The sequence below is a fragment of the Vallicoccus soli genome, assembly GCF_003594885.1.
In the GTDB taxonomy this organism is placed as follows: domain Bacteria; phylum Actinomycetota; class Actinomycetes; order Motilibacterales; family Motilibacteraceae; genus Vallicoccus; species Vallicoccus soli.
On sequence record NZ_QZEZ01000002.1, the window covers coordinates 555,982 to 573,662 of the forward strand.

The window sequence follows — 17,681 nt, forward strand, 5'->3', positions numbered from 1 at the left end:
ACCCTGGGCGCCGCACGCGGCCGCGGCGCACCGCGCGGGTGAACGACGGGTGACCGCTGCCGGACCGTCCGTGGCAGGCTCGGCACGTGCTCCTGCCCCGCGCCCGCCGCTGGTCCCGCCTGGCCGCGCTGCCCGCGGCCTCCCTCGCGTCGGCCGCGGAGGGGCTGGTCCGCACCCGCCTGCTGCGCCAGGACCACGACGCGGTGCGGCGCCTGCTGCGCCGGCGCGGAGCGGAGCGGACGCGGCGCGTCCTCGGCGGCATGAAGGGCGGCGCGCTCAAGGCCGGGCAGCTGCTGGCGACGGTCGACGCGCTCTTCCCGCCGGACCCCGAGGGCACCTGGTCCGCGGCGCTGCGGCAGCTGCCGGAGGAGGCGCGCGGGGTGCCGTTCCCGGACGTCGCCCCGGCCCTGCGCGGGCTGGGCGCGGACTGGGGCAACCGCTTGCCCGACCTGGACCCGGTGCCCGTCGCCGCGGCGTCCATCGGGCAGGTCCACCGGGCGACGTGGCGCGAGCCGGGGTCTCCGTACGACGGGGTGCCGGTGGCGGTGAAGCTGCAGTACCCCGGCGTCGCCGACGCGATCGCCGCCGACCTCGCGGCGGTGTCGCTGGCCACCCGGGCGGCGAGCCTCGTGGCGCGGGGCGCCGCGGCCGCGCCGCTGGTGGCCGAGCTGCGGACCCGGCTGCGCGAGGAGCTGGACTACGCGCGGGAGGCCCGCGTGCAGCGCGCCTTCGCGGCGGCGTACCGCGACGACCCCGAGGTCGCGCTCCCGGACGTCGTCGCGGTCGGGCCGGGCGTGCTCGTGACGACGTGGCTGGAGGGGGTGCCGCTGGTGGGGCTGGCGGACGCGCCGCGGGACGTGCGCGACGCGGTGGGGGAGCGCTACCAGCGGTTCCTGCTCTCCGGCCCGGCGCGCGCGGGCTGGCTGCACACCGACCCGCACCCGGGCAACTTCCGGCGCTGCCCCGACGGGCGGCTCGGTGTGCTCGACCTCGGCTCGGCGCTGGAGCTGCCGCACGGCCTGCCCGAGAGCTTCGGCCGGCTCATCGGCACGCTGGCCCGGGGCGGTGAGCCGGCCGACGTGGAGGCGGCGCTGCGCGGCCACGGCCTGCTGCGCCCCGGCGCCCGCCTGCCCGCGGACGACCTGCGCCGCCTCGCCGACGTCCTCTCCCCCTTCACCGAGCCCGCCCGCAGCGAGCGCTTCACCTTCGGCCCGGAGTGGCTGCGCGGGCAGTTCGCCCGCGGCGACGACGCCCGCGACCCCGACCCCCGCCTGGCGATGCAGCTCGCCCTGCCCGCCGAGCACCTGTTCACCCACCGGGTCTGGCTCGGTGTCGTGGGGGTCCTGTGCATGCTCCGCGCCACCGTGCCCGAGCGGGCCGAGCTCGAGCGGTGGCTGCCGGGGTTCTCCGCCGCCGCCTGAGGAGGGCCCGGGTCGACCACGTGCGGCACCCGTACGGGTGCCGGACGAGGCCGACGAGCCTGGGCCGGCACCCGTGCGCCTGGGCCGGCGCGGCCACGGGACGCGGTCGCGCCGGCCACAGCGTCAGCCGCCGTACGGCGGGAGCACGTCGAGCACCCACGTCACGCCGAAGCGGTCGGTGACCATGCCGTAGAGGAGGGCGTAGCCGGCGGGGCCGAGCGCGGTCCGCACGGTCCCGCCGTCGGCGAGCCCCTCCCAGTACCGGGTGACCTCCTCGGGGTCGGTGCCGCGCACCGAGACGTACACCGCGTCGGTGCCCGGGTCGTACGCGCGCCCCGGCGGCACGTCGAAGGCCATGACCGCGAAGCCGCTCGCCGCCTGGACGCCGCCCCACTTGACCTGGTCGGGCACGGCGCCGTCGGCGGCGTCCCGCTCGTCGCCGCCCTGGGCGAAGGTGAACGCCATGACGTCCCCGCCGAAGACGGCGGCGTAGTGGTCCAGCGCCGCGCGCGCCTGCCCGCGGAAGTTGAGGTGGGTGGTGGTCGTGACGCTCACGGACTGCTCCTCGTGGTCCTGCCACCCGAGCGGTGGCGACGAGGAGACCTTCGCAGGGGTAGGGGACAGGAAGTGTCCTCGACTCCGGGCATCCTCGGACACGTGCACGAGGAGATGGGGACGTCGTCCCGGCTGCTGGCCCTGCTGTCGCTGCTGCAGGCCCGGCGCGACTGGCCGGGCGCAGCGCTGGCGGACCGGCTCGGGGTCAGCCGGCGCACCGTGCGCCGCGACGTCGACCGGCTCCGCGGGCTCGGGTACCCGGTCCGCGCGACCATGGGGCCCGACGGCGGCTACCGCCTCGACGCCGGGGCCGAGCTGCCCCCGCTGCTCTTCGACGACGACCAGGCGGTCGCCCTCGCCGTCGCGCTGCAGCTGGCGGCCGCGAGCGGGGCGGACGTCGGCGAGGCCGCGGCCAGGGCCCTGGCCACGGTCCGCCAGGTCATGCCCGCGCGGCTGCGGCACCGGGTGGACGCGGTCCGGGTGACGACCCTGCCCGGCCGCACGGGCGCCGCCGTCGACCCCGAGGTCCTCGTCGCGCTGAGCACGGCGGTCCGCGACCGGCAGGTCCTGCGCCTCGAGCACCGGCCCGCCGGCCTCCCCGGCGGGCCGGCCCCCGACGTCGCCCCGCGCCGGGTCGAGCCGCACCACCTCGTGAGCCGCGCCGGGCGCTGGTACCTCGTGGCGTTCGACCTCGACCGCGACGACTGGCGGACCTTCCGCTGCGACCGGGTCGTGCCGCGCACCCCGCTCGGCCCGCGCTTCGCCCCGCGCCCGCTGCCGGGCGGCGACGTCGCCGCGTTCGTCGGCGCCGCAGCGAAGGGGGCCGCCCCGGGCGAGGACGCCTGGCCGTGCACCGGCACCGTCGACCTCGCCCTGCCGGCCGAGCGCGTCGCGCCGTTCGCCCACGACGGCGTCGTCGAGGCCCTCGGCCCCGACCGCTGCCGGTTGACCCTGGGCTCCTGGTCCTGGGTCGGCCTCGCCGCCGCCGTCGCGCGCTTCGACGCCGACGTGCTCGCCGTCGGCCCGCCGGCCCTGGCCGACGCCTTCCGGGCGCTGTCCGCGCGCTGCGCCGCCGCGGCCGCCGCCCCGGCCGCCGTCAGCGGGCCAGCACCAGCACCGCGGCGACGACCCCGCTGAGGGTGCGGACGTGGTTCCAGCGGCCCCACGCGGCGACGTACGCGTCCCACGCCACCCGGCCGTCGGCCAGCCGGTCGTTGAGCGGCACGTTCGCGACGACGGTCACCCCGACGACGCCCACGAGGTAGGCCGCGCAGCCCGCGACGACGAGCGGCTCCCCGCGGCGCCAGGCGAGGACGCCGAGGACCGCGCACCCGGCGGCCGTGCCGAGGAGAGCGAGCATCAGCGGGGGCCGCACCGCGAGCAGGTTGACCGACCGCATCGCCTCCGCCCCGCGCCCGCCCGGCAGGCGGGCCAGCGCCGGCAGCACGAAGCCGGAGAAGGCGAACAGGACGCCCCCGACCAGCGCGCAGCCCGTGCCCGTCGCCAGGGCCAGGGCGGCCATCAGCCCCACGCCCCGCCGGCGGCCGCCCGGCGCGCGTACTCGGCGAACGGCCGCGGCGGGCGGCCGAGCGCGCGCTGCACCCCGTCGCCGAGCCGCTCGCCGCGACCGTCGAGCACCTCGGTGAACAGGTAGCGCAGCAGGTCCACCACCTCCGGCGGCAGGCCCTGCGCCGCCAGCGCCGCGGCCCACGCGCCGGGGTCGACGCGCTCGTACCGGACCTCCCGCCCTAGCGCGGCGGACAGCCCGGCGGCCAGGTCGGCGAAGGACAGCAGCTCCGGGCCGGTCACCTCGTACGCCTCCCCCGCGTGCCGGTCGTCGAGCAGCGCGGCGGCGGCGACGTCCGCGACGTCCTCGACGTCGACGAACGGCTCGCGCACGCCCCCCGGCGGCAGCCGCAGCAGGCCGGCGGCCACCTCCGGCGCGAGCAGCCCCTCGTCGAGGTTCTGCAGGAAGAAGCTCGAGCGGACCACGGTCGTCGCGGGGTCCACCGCGCGCACCTCGCGCTCGGCGCGCTCGGCCTCCTCCTCACCGCGGCCGCTGAGCAGCACGAGGCGCTCGACGCTGGCCGCCCGCGCGGCCCGCGCCAGCGAGGCCACCACCTCGGGAGCGCCGGGCACGGCGAGGTCGGGGGCGAAGCACACGTACGCGGCGCGGGCGCCGTCGAGGACCCGCTCCCAGCCGGACGGGTCCTCCCAGGAGAACGGCGGGTCCGCCCGGCGCGAGCCGACGCGGACGGGGCAGCCGGCCGCGGCGAGCCGGCGGGCCACGCGGCGGCCGGTCGTGCCGGTGCCGCCGAGGACGAGGACGGGACGGGTGCTGGTCCGGGTGGTGGTGAGCGCCATGGCCCCAGTCCAGCCCCGCGGCGAGCGCCTGGACATGGCCGAGGAGCGCGTCCGCATGCGCAGGGCTCCCGGCGGACGTGCGTCCGGGTCTAGCGTGGGCGCGTGGACCCCCTCGCCGGCCTGCTCGACGGGCCCCGGGCGCGCGGTGCGTTCGTGCTCCGCTCGGAGCTCGACCCGCCGTGGGCGCTGCGGGTGCAGGACCGGGCCCCGCTCACCGTCCTCGCCGTCGTGCGCGGTGCCGCCTGGCTGCTGCCCGACGCCGGACCGCGCGAGCGGCTCGCCGCGGGCGACATCGCGGTGGTCCGCGGCCCGGGGGCGTACGGCGTCGCGGACGATCCCGCGACCCCGGTGCAGGCGGTGATCCACCCCGGCCAGCGCTGCACGACCCCGGCCGGGGTGGAGGTCCCCCTCGGCTGGCAGGGACCGCGCACCTGGGGCGGGGCTCGCGAGGGGTCGACCCGGCTGGTCACCGGCACCTACCAGGAGGAGGGCGCGGTGAGCCGGCGCCTGCTCGCCGCCCTGCCGCCGGTGCTCGTGGCGCGGGCCGGGCCCGGCCGCGACGGGCCCGGCGGGGTCGCGCCGGTCGTCGCCTGGCTGGCCCGGGAGGCCGCCCGGGAGGACCCGGGGCAGGAGGCCGTGCTCGACCGGCTGCTCGACCTGCTGCTCGTCGCCGTGCTGCGCGGCTGGTTCGACCGCCCGGGGGCGCGCCCGCCCGGCTGGTACGCCGCCGCGGCCGACCCCGTGGTCGGCCCCGCCCTGCGCCTGCTGCAGTCCGCGCCGGAGCGCGCCTGGACCGTCACCTCCCTCGCCGCCGCGGTCGGCACCAGCCGTACGGCGCTGGCACGCCGGTTCACCGCGCTCGTCGGGGAGCCGCCGATGGCGTACCTCACCGCCTGGCGCCTCGACCTCGCCGCCGACCTGCTCCGCGAGCCGGGGACGACCGTCGCCGCCGTGGCCCGGCGGGTCGGGTACGGCAGCCCCTTCGCCCTGAGCGCCGCGTTCAAGCGCGAGCGCGGGGTGAGCCCGGCCGAGCACCGCGCCGCCGCCGGCTGAGGGGGGAGCAGCGGGGTCGGGGCCCTCAGGTCCGCAGGTCGGCCCAGACCGCCTTGCCCTCGCCCTGCGGGCTGACGCCCCAGTCCTGCGCCAGCGCCTCGACGATGGCGAGCCCCCGGCCGCCGAGCGCGTCGTCGGACGCCTCGCGGGGGCTGGGGTGCCGGGTGCTGTCGTCGTGCACCTCGATGCGCAGCACGCGGCCGTCCTGCTCCCGGGCCAGCACCAGCCGGCACGGCTCCCCGGTGTGCAGCACCGCGTTGGTGACGAGCTCGCTGACGACGAGCAGCGCGGAGTCGAGCAGGTCGCCGTCGATCCCCCACTGGCCCAGCGTCCCCGCGGTCGCACGGCGCGCCTCGGACACCGCCCGCAGGTCCGCCGGCAGCTCCACGGCCACCTCGGCCCGCCGCCGCAGCGGTCCGGCGTAGTCGAGCAGGAGCAGCGCCGCGTCGTCCGCGAGGCGGTGCGGGATGCCGGCGAGCACCCGGTCGGCGAGCGCCTCGGCGTCCAGCCCGCGACCCTCGCTCGCCGCCCCGCGCACCGCGGCGAGGCCGGTCTCGATGTCGGCGGTGGAGGACTCGACGACGCCGTCGGTGTAGAGCAGAACCCGGCTGCGCCCGTCGAGGCGTGCGGTGGTCAGGGCGTACGTGCCGTCCTCGTCGATGCCCAGCGGCAGGCCCGGGACCACGTCGAGCTCGCCCACGGGGCCGTCCCCGGCGAGCAGCAGCGGCGCCGGGTGCCCGGCCGTCGCGACGACGACCTCGCCGGTCGCCTGGTCGAGCTGGAGCAGGCAGCACGTCGCGAACAGCTCGACGTCCATCTGCACGAGCAGGGCGTTCGTGCGGGCCAGGGCGGTCGCCGGGTCGTGCCCCTCGGTGACGTACGCCCGCACGGCCGTGCGCAGCTGGCCCATGAGGCCCGCCGCCGTGGTGCTGTGCCCCTGCACGTCGCCGATGACGAAGGTCGCGGTGTCGCCGTGGGCGATGACGTCGTACCAGTCCCCGCCGACCTCCGCGCCGGCCACCGCCGGCTGGTAGCGCACCGCGGTGGCCACCCGCTCGAGCGTCGGCAGCCGCTGCGGCAGCAGGCCGCTCTGCAGGGTGCGGGCGAGGTCGGTCAGCGCGGTGACCGACGCCCCGAGCTGGGCGCGGGCCTCGTGCTCGGCGTCGAAGAGCCGGCTGCGCTCCAGCGCCTGCCCGAGCTGCTCGGCGACCGCGAGGAGCAGCTGGCCCACCGCGTCGCCGAGGCCGGGCGCCACCACCTCGTCCTCGCGCCAGCGCAGCACGAGAGCGCCGAGCGGGGCGCGCAGCCGGTCGAGGACGGGCAGCGCCACGAGCGTGCCCGTGTCCGACCAGTCCAGGGCCGCGAGGGACGGGTACGCCGCCAGCCCGCCGCGCGGGACCACCACGCCGTGGCGCGTGCGCACCGCCTCCGTCGGCGGCGTCGGTCGGTCGAGCGGGAGGTGCGCGAGCACCGCCCGGGAGGCGGCCGGCAGGGTCGGCGACGGCACGCCCACGAGCGCGCCCGCCGCCGCGTCGAGCAGGTAGAGGCTGCAGCCGACCGAGCCGAGGGTACGCGTCAGCGCGGCCGGGACCCGCGCGGCGATCTCCGCCGTCGAGGACGCGGTCGACAGCAGCGAGGTGATGCCCTGCAGCAGCGCCAGGCGCTCGGCGCTGCGCTCGGCCTCCTCCCGGGCCCGGCGCATGGCGCCGTACAGCCGGGCGTTCTCCGCCGCGGCCGCGGCGTGCGCCGCCACCGCGCGGGCCGCGAGCCCGGCGCGCTCGCCGAACCGGCCGGGCTCGCGGTGCCCGAAGAGCAGGGCGCCGAGGACCCGCTCGTCCGGCGTGACGACCGGGACCGCGAGGTAGCTGCGCACCGGCACGTGGTGCGGGGGGAGCCCGCCCGGCCCGCGCGAGCCGTACCGCGGGTCGGTGAGCAGGTCGTCGACGCGGACCTCCGCCTGCCCGGCGAAGGTCGGGGCGAACAGCGCGGTGTGCCGGACGGGGACCTCGCGGGGGAACGACGCGGGCGGCTCCCCCGACAGCGCGTAGACGTCGAGCCGCTGGCCCTGCTCGTCCTCGCCGCTGTAGAAGAAGGCGCCGTACTGGGCCCCGGTCAGGCGCGTGCCGACGTCGGTCACCGACTGCAGGACCGTCGCCAGGTCGCCCCCGCTGGGCTCGCCCGAGAGCGCCGCGAGCTGCAGCAGCTCCGCGGGGCGCAGCCCCTCCCCCTCACTCATGGCGCCCATGGCGCCCATGGTGCCCGAGCGGCTCCCGGCTACTCCGCCCGGACCTGCACGGCGACGACGTCGGTGACGACGTGCCCCTTGGCCAGGCCCTGGCGCTCGAAGCGCGTCAGCGGCCGGTGCGCCGGGCGGTCCCGCCCGGGCAGCACCTCCAGGCGCGGCTCGGCCGCGAGCACCTCCACGACCTGCTCGGCGTAGGGGACCCAGTCGGTGGCCACGTGCAGCCGTCCGCCCACGGCCAGCCGGTCCGCCACGAGCGCGGCGAAGGCCGGGTCGACGAGCCGGCGCTTGCGGTGCCGTGCCTTGGGCCACGGGTCGGGGAAGAAGGCCCGGACCTCGTCGAGCGAGCCCGGCGCCAGGCCCTCGCGGAGCACGCGCCGGGCGTCGGCCTGCAGGACGCGGACGTTGGCGAGCCCGCGCGCGTCGAGCTCGTGCAGCAGCGCGCCCGCGCCCGGCACGTGCAGGTCCACCGCCAGCACGTCGCGGCCGGGGTCGGCCGCGGCCATGGCGACGGTGGCCTCCCCCATCCCGAACCCGACCTCGAGCACGACGGGCGCCTCGCGCCCGAACAGCGCGCGCCGGTCCAGCCGCCACGGCTCCCCCTCGGCCGCGACCTCCACGCCGTAGCGCGGCCAGAGGCGCTCGAGCGAGCGCTGCTGGCGCGGCGTGGTCCGGCCGCGGCGCTTGGTGGTGGCCAGCTCGCGCGCCCGGCCGGCGACCGGGACCCGCTCAGTCGAAGACGGGGTCGCGGTCACGCGTGCGCTTGAGCTCGTAGAAGCCGGGGGTCGAGGCCACGAGGACGACGCCGTCCCACAGCCGGCCCGCCGCCTCGCCCTTGGGGGCGGGCGTCACGACCGGGCCGAAGAAGGCGACGCCCTCCACGGCGATGACCGGGGTGCCGACGTCCATGCCCACCTGGTCCATGCCGGCGTGGTGCGAGCGCTTGAGCGCCTCGTCCCACGCGGTCGAGGTCGCGGCGTCGGCGAGCTCCGCGGGCAGGCCGACCTCGGCCAGCGCCTCGCGCACGACCTTGCCGAAGTCCTGCTCCTGCTGGAGGTGGATGCGCTGGCCCATCGCGGTGTAGAGCGGCAGGGTCACCTCCTGCCCGTGCTGCTCCTGCGCGGCGATGACGACCCGGACCGGGCCCCACCCCTTCTCCATGAGCTCGCGGTACTGCTCGGGCAGGTCGCGGCCCTGGTTGAGGTACGCCAGCGACATGACGTGCCACTCGACGTCGACGTCGCGCACCTGCTCGACCTCGAGCATCCAGCGCGAGGTCATCCAGGCCCAGGGGCACAGCGGGTCGAACCAGAAGCCCGCCGTCTTGCGCTCGCTCATCGCTCTCCTCGTGGTGTCGTGCGTCGTCCCGCGCCGGCGGGGCCGATCCTGTCGGACGGCTCCGACAGCCTCTGGCGGGCAACCCCGGACGGACGGCGGGTCTTCCCCCTCCGGCCCCCGTGGGAGGATCTGGCGTCCCCACCGGGACGCCCTGCGACCGTACGGCGAAGGAGGCACGCGACCGTGCCCGGTACCAACCTCACCCGCGACGAGGCCCGCGAGCGCGCGGAGCTGCTGTCGGTGTCCGCCTACGAGGTGGACCTCGACCTGACCACCGGCGAGACCACGTTCCGGTCCACGACCCGCGTGCGGTTCACCGCCCGCGAGGGCGCCTCGACGTTCGTCGACCTCATCGCGCCGACCGTGCACGAGGTCGTCCTCAACGGCACGGGCCTCGACCCGGCGGCGGTCGTCGCCGACAACCGGATCGCGCTCGAGGGGCTGGCGGCGGAGAACGAGCTGCTCGTCGTCGCCGACTGCGCGTACATGCGCACCGGCGAGGGCCTGCACCGCTTCGTCGACCCGGTCGACGGCGAGGCCTACCTCTACACCCAGTTCGAGGTCGCCGACTCCCGGCGCATGTTCGCGGTGTTCGAGCAGCCCGACCTCAAGGCGACGTTCCGCTTCACGGTCACCGCGCCCGCGCACTGGGAGGTCGTCAGCGGCTCGCCCACCCCGGAGCCGGAGCAGGTCCGCGAGGGCGTCGCGCGCTGGGCCTTCGAGCCGACCCTGCGCATGTCGTCGTACATCACGGCGCTGGTGGCCGGGCCCTACCACGTCGAGCGCGGCGAGCTCACGTCCCGCGACGGGCGCACGGTGCCGCTCGGGGTCTTCTGCCGCCGGTCGCTGGCGCCGTTCCTCGACGCCGACGAGGTCATGGACGTCACGCGACGGGGCTTCGCCTTCTTCGAGGAGCTGTTCGACCGCGCCTACCCGTTCGGCAAGTACGACCAGCTCTTCGTCCCGGAGTTCAACGCCGGCGCCATGGAGAACGCCGGCGCGGTGACCTTCCTCGAGGACTACGTCTTCCGCAGCAAGGTCCCCGAGGCCACGGTCGAGCGGCGCGCCGAGACGATCCTGCACGAGCTCGCCCACATGTGGTTCGGCGACCTCGTGACCATGCGCTGGTGGGACGACCTCTGGCTCAACGAGTCGTTCGCGACGTTCGCCAGCGTCCTGTGCCAGTCCGAGGCGACGCGCTGGACCCAGGCGTGGACGACCTTCGCCAACGCGGAGAAGGGCTGGGCCTACCGCCAGGACCAGCTGTCCTCCACCCACCCCATCGCCGCGGACATCCGCGACCTCGAGGACGTCGAGGTCAACTTCGACGGGATCACCTACGCCAAGGGCGCGTCCGTCCTCAAGCAGCTCGTGGCGTACGTCGGGCGCGACGCGTTCTTCGAGGGCATCCGGCGCTACTTCGCCGCGCACGCCTGGGGCAACACCACGCTGCGCGACCTGCTCGTCGAGCTCGAGCGCACGTCGGGCCGCGACCTCGCGGCCTGGTCGCGGGAGTGGCTGGAGACGGCGGGGGTCAACACGCTGCGCCCGGACCTCTCGACCGACGCCGACGGCACCATCTCCGCCTTCGCCGTGCTGCAGGAGGCCCCGGCCGAGCACCCCGTGCTGCGCTCGCACCGGCTGGCCATCGGGCTCTACGACCGCGAGGGCGAGCACCTGGTGCGCCGGCGGCGGCTGGAGCTGGACGTGGCGGGCGAGCGCACCGAGGTGCCCGAGCTCGTCGGCGAGCGGCGCCCCGACCTCGTGCTGCTCAACGACGACGACCTCGCGTACGCCAAGATCCGCCTCGACGAGCGCTCGCTCGAGACGGTGCTCGGCAGCATCGCCACCTTCCGCGACAGCCTGCCGCGCACGCTGTGCTGGGCGGCGGCGTGGGACATGACGCGCGACGCGGAGATGGCCGCCCGCGACTACCTCGAGCTGGTGCTCGGCGGGGTGGGCACCGAGTCCGACTCCTCCGTCGTGCGCACCCTGCTGCGCCAGGCCGAGGCGGCCGTCGCGCTCTACGTGGCCCCGGAGCACCGTGCCGAGGCCGAGCAGCGGCTCGCGGACGGCTACGAGGCGCTGCTGCGCGACGCCGCGCCGGGCAGCGACTCGCAGCTGCAGCTCGTGCGGGCCTTCGCCGGCGAGGCGCGCAGCGACGCCCAGCTAGACCTCGTCGCCGGCCTGCTCGACGGGACGCAGGCGCTGCCCGGGCTCGAGGTCGACACCGACCTGCGCTGGGCCCTGCTGCACGCGCTCGTCGAGGCCGGCCGCGCCGGGGAGGCGGAGGTCGCCGCGGAGCTCGAGCGCGACAACACCGCGACCGGGGCCCGCCACGCCGCGTCGGCGCGCGCCGCCGTGCCGACCGCCGAGGCCAAGCGCGCCGCGTGGGACGCCGTCGTCGTCCGCGACGACCTGGCCAACGCGCTGCAGACCGCCACCATCGGCGGCTTCTCGTCCCGGCGCCAGCGGGCGCTGCTCGAGGCCTACGTCGAGCCGTACTTCGCGGTGCTGCAGGAGGTCTGGGCGACCCGCACCAACGAGACGGCGCAGAACGTCGTCGTCGGGCTCTACCCGACGCTCCTGGCGAGCGAGGACCTGCTCCGGCGCACCGACGCCTGGCTGGCGGGCGAGGACGTCCCGCCGGCCCTGCGCCGCCTCGTGCAGGAGTCCCGCGACGGCGTCGCCCGCGCGCTCGCCGCGCAGGCGCGGGACGCCAAGCGCTGAGCGCCCGGCCCCTGGGCGTCTGACCCCGGGCCCGGCTGCCCGTGCGGCGGCCGGGCCCGGGGTCAGCGCTCGACGAGGCGCCCGATCGGCGAGCCCTGCAGGTCCTCGAGCAGCGCCGACGGGTCGTCGTAGACCGCGGCGGCTCCGGCGTCGAGCAGCTCGCCCCGGCTGAGGCCCCCGCAGAGCAGGGCGATGCACGCCATGTCGGCGTCGTTCGCCGCCTGCACGTCCCACAGGGTGTCCCCCACGACCACCGTGCGCCGGGGGTCTAGGTGGTTCTCGCGGGCGGCCACGACGAGCAGGTCGGGCGCCGGCTTCGCCCGGTCCACCGCGCCCGAGGTCGTCGCCCCGGAGAGCGCGTCCCCCGCGCCGATCGCCGGGCGCATCCACTCCAGGTCCTGCTCCCGCCCGCTGGTCGCGAGCACGGCGGCCAGCCCCAGCCCGGCCACCGCCTCGACGAGCTCCCCGGCGCGCGGGAACGCGAGCACGTCGTCCTGGAACGCCTCGTAGCAGGCGCTGTGCGCGTCCACGACCGCCGACACCGCCTCCTCGTCGAGCCCGTCGCCGAGCACGTGCCCGACCAGCTCCTGGCTGCCGATGCCGATGGCCCGGTGGATCGTCGACATCGACACCCCCTCGTGCCCGGTCCGGCGGAACGCCCGCGACCAGGCCACGACGTGCAGGTAGTTGGTGTCCAGCAGGGTGCCGTCCACGTCGAGGAGGACGCCGGGGCGCAGGTCGTGGTCGCTCACGGGTCCGCCCCTACCCCGCGCGGCCCCGCGCCGACACCACCGGGAGCCGCCGGGGCAGTCGCTCAGGAGCGCGGACGCGGCGACCAGGGCGTCAGGGGACGCTCGCGCCGGACGCCGTCCACGACGACGTCGACGCGCTCGTCGTAGAAGGCGACGCGCCCGCGCAGGGCGGGCGCCTCGGGCACCGGGTCCTCGTAGGACCAGGCGACGTCCTCCTCGAGGCGGTCCCCCAGCAGCAGGGACCAGGAGGAGGCGAGCCCCTTGTAGGGGCACCTGGTGCGCTTCGCGCTCGGCACCAGCCGGGCGGTCACGTCCTCGCGCGGCAGGTACGACCGTGGCGGCAGCATCGTCTCCAGGACCACCAGCGGACGGTCGCTGCGGGCGAGGACCACGCCGTCGAGCTCGACCACCACCTGCCGGGAGCTGCGCAGCGCGTCGACCCGGTGGAACGGGTCGCGCGGGTGAGCGAGCACCGGCTCGTCCTCCTCCCACCAGGCGTCGAACCCGGCGAAGTCGAGCAGCAGCCACCCGGGGAGGTCGGGGTCGTCGAGGCGGAACGCCGCAGCCTCGCCCCCGCCGGTACGCAGCGTGAGTGGTGTGCCCGCGGCCGTGTGCACTGCGAACGCGACCGACGGGTCGAGCACGGGTCGGGGCGTGGCGCCCGGCAGCGGCAGCCCGACGTCCTCCCAGGACCGCGGGTCCGCCGCGGCCTCGATGAGCCCGGCGGTGACGTCGGCGGGCGGCGCGGCGTAGGTCGGGACCACGCGGCGGGGTTCCCAGACCAGGGCGGCGCGCGCGCTGTCCACGACGACCGCACCGCCCAGGGAGCCGCGGACCCGGCTCGGGACCGGCTGCCAGCGCAGGGCGTCGAGCGCACCCAGGACCAGCCCGTCCATGCGCACGGCCACGTCGCCCACCGCCCTCCCGACCCGCAGGCACGGCTGCCCCGCCCCGCTCCTCCACCGTGCTCCTGAGCACCGGGGGTCGTCCAGGGTCGGCCTCGCGGCACCGGCCGTCAGGCGCCCCGGCCGGCCGGGTCGCGCAGGTCGCGCACCCCCGGCACGAGCAGCGGCAGCAGCGAGGTGACCGCCATCGCGCCGACCGCCGCGGCGAGCACGGGCCCGCGGCCGACGAGCGCCACGACCGGCCCGACCAGCGCCAGGCCGAGCGGCAGCAGCGCGAGGCTGCACAGCCAGTCCAGGGACACCACCCGCGCCAGCAGGTGCGGCGGCACCGCGCGCTGCAGCGCGGTCTCCCACCAGACGTTGAACGGGCCGAGGCCGGCGCCGCCCAGCGCCCAGGCGGCGGCCAGGAGCGGGACCGGCGCCTGCACGAGCAGCCCGAGCGGGGGCAGCGCCCACGCGGCGAGGCACAGCAGCCCCGCGAGGCCGGGGTGCGCCGGGCGCCACCAGCCCGCCACCAGCACCCCCGCGAGCCCGCCGAGCGCGCCGGCGGCGAGCACGAGCCCGTACGCCGAGGCCCGCGCCCCGCCCTCGTCGAGGACGATCGGCAGCAGCACGGTCGCCGGGGCCAGGGCGAGCAGCAGCTGGGCGCACGACATGGCGAGCACCGCGCCCACCCACGGCCGCTCGCGCACCGCGACGAGGCCCTCCGCGACCTCGGCGTGCAGGCGGCGGCGGGGCGCGCGCCGGCGCACCGGCTCCGCCACGCGCAGCAGGGTCAGCAGGCTGATCCCGAACGACGCCGCGTCCACGGCGAACACGGCGGCCGGCCCGGTGACGAGCAGCAGCGCACCGGCCAGCCCCGGCCCTAGCACCTGCGCCAGGTGGCGCCCGCCGCCGGAGAGCGCGTTCCCGGCGGGGAGCTGCTCGGCCGGCAGGACGGTCGGGAGCAGGGCGCTGTACGCGGGGCGGGAGAACGCCTCGCCCGCACCGACGACGAGGACCAGGGCCGCGAGCGCCCACGTGGGCGGGCTCCCCGTGCCGACGGCCACAGCCAGCCCGGCGGTCGCGAGCAGGCGCACCACGTCGGCGGCGACCAGCACGCGGACCCGCGGCAGGCGGTCGGCCCAGACCCCGCCGAGCAGCGCGAAGAGCACCAGCGCGGCGGTCCGGGCGGCGAGGACGAGGCCGAGCTCCCCGGCCGAGCCGCCGCGGCCCACGACGACCGCGGCGACCGCCACCGGCAGCACCTGGTCGCCGACGGCGCTGACGGTCTGGCCGGCGAAGAGCCAGCGGAAGGCCGGCACGCCGAGGGGTCCGCTCAGGAGGGCGGGCCCACCCCGACGGCGGGGTCGGCCGGTCCCGCGGGGCCGGCGCTCAGCGCCGGCGGGAGGAGTGCGCGTGGTCGCCGAGCATGCGCACGCCCTCGGCGATGCCCCCCGCGAGGTCCCCGCCGGCGAAGGCCGACGACATCGACATCGTCGCGAGGCTGCACGAGCGGTCGTCGACGCGGCGGACCGCCTCGCTGCCGGTGACCACCTCGATGGTGCGCGCGCCCGGGTCGATCGTCAGCAGGACGCTGCGCGCCGGGTCGGGCAGCTGGGCGTGCAGCTCGCGGGCCCCGGAGCGGGCGTCCTCGCCGGGCACGTTCCCGACGTAGACGGAGAAGGCGAGGCCGCTGACCTGCTCGGCGACGCGCAGCGCCCGGCGGATGTCCTCGGCCTCGCGCTCGGTGAACGCCTCACCAGCGGGCACTCGCGCCACCCCCCGCCATCGTGCCCTCGGTGGGCAGGTCGTCGACGTCCTTGGGCCGCTCGTGCGCCGGCGGGCCGTGGAACCAGACCGGCGCGGAGTACCAGCCGGCACCCGGGCGGTAGCGGCGCTCGCCGCCGCGGTTCGTCGCGTACACCAGCGCGGTGATGACCGCGAAGAGCAGCACGGGCAGGCCCACGAAGACCCCGACCGTCTCCAGGGCCGACAGGCCGGCGCCCGGGTCGTCGCCGTCGTCGCGGTAGACCGCGGCCGCCGGCGAGGCGGACAGCACCGAGAGGAGCGGGACCCCGAGCGCGACGAGGCCGGCGGCCGCCGACGTCGCGGCCCTCGCGGTCCCCCGGGCGCGGGGGGCGGCAGGACGAGCGGTCACGCGGGACACCGTACCGGTCACCGCCCACCACCCTCGTGGGCGGGCAGCGGCGCGCCGCCGACCGCCGCGGCGAGGGCGCGCGCCCGCTCCGAGCGCACGACCTCCTCGAGCAGCAGGGGCCGCCGGTCGCCGTCCGACAGCGGCAGGCGCCAGTTCGGGTACTCGTCGGAGGTGCCCGGCTGGTTCAGCGCGCGCACGTCGCCGGTGGCGTCGGGCAGGGCCACGCCGAGCAGCCGGGACGGCGACTGCGCGAGGAGGCGGTGCAGCCCCTCGACCACCTCGCGGGGCGAGGGGTCCTCGGGCACGAGGCCCCGCTCGCGCAGCAGCGCGAGCCAGGCCGCCTGCTCCTCGGCGTCGATGCGCCGCTCCTCCTCGACGTCGCGCGTCAGCAGGCCCAGCTCCGAGCGGATCCTGATGTGCTCGCCCTGCAGGTAGCCGGCCGTCGGGGGCAGGTCGTGCGTGGTCACCGCGGCGAGCGTGAGCTCGCGCCAGCGCTCCGGCGGCAGCGGGCGGCCCTCGCCGTCGCGCTCGAACCACAGGATCGACGTGCCCAGGACGCCGCGCTCGGCGAGGTGCTCGCGCACCCCCGGCTCGACCGTGCCGAGGTCCTCGCCCACCACGACGGCCCCGGCGCGCGCGGCCTCCAGCGCGAGGACGCCGACCATCGCCTCGGCGTCGTAGCGGACGTAGGTCCCGCGGTCCGCGGCGGCCCCCGCGGGCACCCACCAGAGGCGGAAGAGGCCGAGCACGTGGTCCACCCGGATGCCGCCGGCGTGGCGCAGGATCGTGCGGATCATGTCGCGGAACGGGGCGTAGCCCAGCTCGGCGAGCCGGTCCGGGCGCCACGGCGGCTGCGACCAGTCCTGGCCCTGCTGGTTGAAGGCGTCCGGCGGCGCCCCCACGTTGACGTCGCGGGCCAGGACGTCCTGCAGCGACCAGGCGTCCGCCCCCGTGGGGTGCACGCCGACCGCGAGGTCGTGGACCACGCCCAGCGGCATCCCCGCCTCGAGGCACTCGCGCTGGGCGCGCGCGAGCTGCTCGTCGAGCACCCACTGCATCCAGCAGTGCAGGTCGACCCGCTCGCGCAGCTCCTCGCGGGCGCGGGCGACGGCCGGCGAGCGGGGGTCGCGCAGCTCCTGCGGCCACTCCTGCCACTGGGCGCCGTGCACCTCGGCGAGCGCGCACCAGGTGGCGAAGTCGACGAGGCCCTGCCCCTCCCGCGCGACGAACGCGGCGAACGCCGCCTGGCGCCGCGGCGAGCGCTCCACCGCGTGGACGAGGGCCAGCGCCGCGCTCTTGGCCTTCCAGACCGCGCTGCGGTCGAGCTGCACGTCCTGCTCGTTGGTCGCGCGGCGCGCCTTGGCCAGCCGCTGCACCCGGGAGCGCTCGGGCCCGCCGAGGTAGGCGTACTCCGGCACGTCCTCGACCCGCAGGTAGAGGGGGCTGACGAAGCGGCGCGTCGACGGCAGGTAGGGCGACGGCTCGATCGGCGGGACCGGGTCGGGCGCGTGCAGCGGGTTGACGAGCACGAAGCCCGCCCCGAGCTCGCGGGCGCTCCAGGCGCCGAGCTCGGCGAGGTCGGCGAGGTCGCCGTGGCCCCACGAACGCTCCGAGCGCACCGAGTAGAGCTGCGCGGTGAAGCCCCACGCGCGCCGGTCCCCGAGGGACGCGGGAAGCCCCAGCCACGCGGGGGTGACGACGAGCGCGCCGGACTCCTCGCGCTCGCCGCTGCGGGCGACGAGCCGGTGGTAGCCCAGCGGCAGGTCGCCCGGCACCTCGAAGGTGGCCGCGCCGGTGAGGACGCCGTCGACCTCGCGCGGGTCCACCCAGTGGTCGACCTGGCGCAGCTCCCGGCGACCGCCCTCCTCGAGCTCGACGTGCACCCGCACCGGGTCGCCGTGCGGCACGTGCGCCCGGACCCAGGGCGCGCGGCCCTGCCGGGTGACGGTGCAGACGGGGGCGAGGCGCCGCCACGGCGCGTCGGCGCGCTCGGCGGCCGCGCGGCGCACCGCCTCGGGGGTGGAGGCGTCGACGCCGAGGGCGGCGAGGACCGCCCGTACGGTCTCCTCGGGCACGTCCGTCGGCCGGCCCTGCCAGTCGACGAAGCCGGTGGCGACGCCGTACGAGCTCGCCAGCTCGTCGAGGGCGCTGTCTGCGGTCACGGGGGTCTCCTGCTGCTCG

16 protein-coding genes are annotated in these 17,681 nt (G+C 77.7%); 4 read left to right on the plus strand and 12 right to left on the minus strand.

The window, feature by feature from the left end; genetic code table 11:
* Window positions 1–86 precede the first annotated feature (86 nt).
* Window positions 87–1,421 carry an ABC1 kinase family protein gene (locus tag D5H78_RS07825; protein ID WP_119949826.1) on the plus strand — a complete coding sequence of 445 codons (1,335 nt, stop codon included), beginning with the start codon at window positions 87–89 and terminating at the stop codon, window positions 1,419–1,421.
* Between the two features lie 123 nt (window positions 1,422–1,544).
* On the opposite strand, the gene D5H78_RS07830 is transcribed toward D5H78_RS07825, so the two are convergent.
* The gene (locus D5H78_RS07830; protein WP_119949827.1) at window positions 1,545–1,976 is read right to left on the minus strand and encodes a VOC family protein; all 432 of its coding nucleotides are present in this window, start codon (window positions 1,974–1,976) and stop codon (window positions 1,545–1,547) included.
* Between the two features lie 114 nt (window positions 1,977–2,090).
* On the opposite strand from D5H78_RS07830, the gene D5H78_RS07835 reads away from it, so the two are divergent.
* The gene (locus D5H78_RS07835) at window positions 2,091–3,113 is read left to right on the plus strand and encodes a helix-turn-helix transcriptional regulator (RefSeq protein ID WP_119949960.1); all 1,023 of its coding nucleotides are present in this window, start codon (window positions 2,091–2,093) and stop codon (window positions 3,111–3,113) included.
* On the opposite strand, the gene D5H78_RS07840 is transcribed toward D5H78_RS07835, so the two are convergent.
* Window positions 3,073–3,498 carry an anthrone oxygenase family protein gene (locus tag D5H78_RS07840; RefSeq protein WP_119949961.1) on the minus strand — a complete coding sequence of 142 codons (426 nt, stop codon included), beginning with the start codon at window positions 3,496–3,498 and terminating at the stop codon, window positions 3,073–3,075. The two genes, D5H78_RS07835 and D5H78_RS07840, sit on opposite strands and share 41 nt — an antisense overlap.
* A complete protein-coding gene (locus tag D5H78_RS07845; protein WP_119949828.1) occupies window positions 3,498–4,340 on the minus strand; it encodes an NmrA family NAD(P)-binding protein in 843 nt (280 codons plus the stop codon). The genes D5H78_RS07840 and D5H78_RS07845 overlap by 1 nt, the downstream gene beginning before the upstream one ends.
* A gap of 102 nt (window positions 4,341–4,442) precedes the next feature.
* On the opposite strand from D5H78_RS07845, the gene D5H78_RS20250 reads away from it, so the two are divergent.
* Window positions 4,443–5,393, plus strand: coding sequence for an AraC family transcriptional regulator (locus D5H78_RS20250; RefSeq protein WP_119949829.1), 951 nt, complete (start codon window positions 4,443–4,445; stop codon window positions 5,391–5,393).
* Window positions 5,394–5,418: 25 nt separating this feature from the next.
* Here D5H78_RS20250 and D5H78_RS07855 read toward each other — a convergent pair whose 3' ends face one another.
* From D5H78_RS07855 to D5H78_RS07865, 3 genes are read right to left on the minus strand one after another with little or no spacing between them, the layout of a single operon-like run.
* Window positions 5,419–7,638, minus strand: a complete 2,220-nt coding sequence (locus D5H78_RS07855; RefSeq protein WP_165865650.1) for a SpoIIE family protein phosphatase — start codon at window positions 7,636–7,638, stop codon at window positions 5,419–5,421.
* 29 nt (window positions 7,639–7,667) lie between these two features.
* Window positions 7,668–8,390 (minus strand): tRNA (guanosine(46)-N7)-methyltransferase TrmB, encoded by a 723-nt coding sequence (gene trmB / locus D5H78_RS07860; protein WP_119949831.1) that lies wholly within the window; start codon window positions 8,388–8,390, stop codon window positions 7,668–7,670.
* On the minus strand, window positions 8,365–8,973 hold the full coding sequence (locus tag D5H78_RS07865) for a mycothiol-dependent nitroreductase Rv2466c family protein (RefSeq protein WP_119949832.1): 609 nt from the start codon (window positions 8,971–8,973) through the stop codon (window positions 8,365–8,367). The genes trmB and D5H78_RS07865 overlap by 26 nt, the downstream gene beginning before the upstream one ends.
* A 183-nt stretch (window positions 8,974–9,156) precedes the next feature.
* On the opposite strand from D5H78_RS07865, the gene pepN reads away from it, so the two are divergent.
* On the plus strand, window positions 9,157–11,703 hold the full coding sequence (pepN, locus tag D5H78_RS07870) for an aminopeptidase N (protein WP_119949833.1): 2,547 nt from the start codon (window positions 9,157–9,159) through the stop codon (window positions 11,701–11,703).
* 62 nt (window positions 11,704–11,765) lie between these two features.
* Here pepN and D5H78_RS07875 read toward each other — a convergent pair whose 3' ends face one another.
* The 6 genes from D5H78_RS07875 to malQ form a co-directional block, all read right to left on the minus strand.
* Window positions 11,766–12,455 (minus strand): HAD family hydrolase, encoded by a 690-nt coding sequence (locus D5H78_RS07875; protein WP_119949834.1) that lies wholly within the window; start codon window positions 12,453–12,455, stop codon window positions 11,766–11,768.
* Window positions 12,456–12,517: 62 nt separating this feature from the next.
* A complete protein-coding gene (locus D5H78_RS07880) occupies window positions 12,518–13,363 on the minus strand; it encodes a DUF427 domain-containing protein (protein WP_425472929.1) in 846 nt (281 codons plus the stop codon).
* 107 nt (window positions 13,364–13,470) lie between these two features.
* A complete protein-coding gene (locus D5H78_RS07885; RefSeq protein WP_165865651.1) occupies window positions 13,471–14,664 on the minus strand; it encodes an MFS transporter in 1,194 nt (397 codons plus the stop codon).
* A gap of 70 nt (window positions 14,665–14,734) precedes the next feature.
* Window positions 14,735–15,121 carry a DUF5130 family protein gene (locus D5H78_RS07890; protein ID WP_218566352.1) on the minus strand — a complete coding sequence of 129 codons (387 nt, stop codon included), beginning with the start codon at window positions 15,119–15,121 and terminating at the stop codon, window positions 14,735–14,737.
* Complete coding sequence (ctaJ, locus tag D5H78_RS07895) at window positions 15,099–15,500, minus strand: aa3-type cytochrome oxidase subunit CtaJ (protein ID WP_133412021.1); 402 nt, start codon at window positions 15,498–15,500, stop codon at window positions 15,099–15,101. Before ctaJ ends, D5H78_RS07890 begins: the two co-directional genes overlap by 23 nt.
* A 17-nt stretch (window positions 15,501–15,517) precedes the next feature.
* Window positions 15,518–17,662, minus strand: a complete 2,145-nt coding sequence (gene malQ, locus D5H78_RS07900) for a 4-alpha-glucanotransferase (protein ID WP_119949838.1) — start codon at window positions 17,660–17,662, stop codon at window positions 15,518–15,520.
* Window positions 17,663–17,681: the final 19 nt, after the last annotated feature.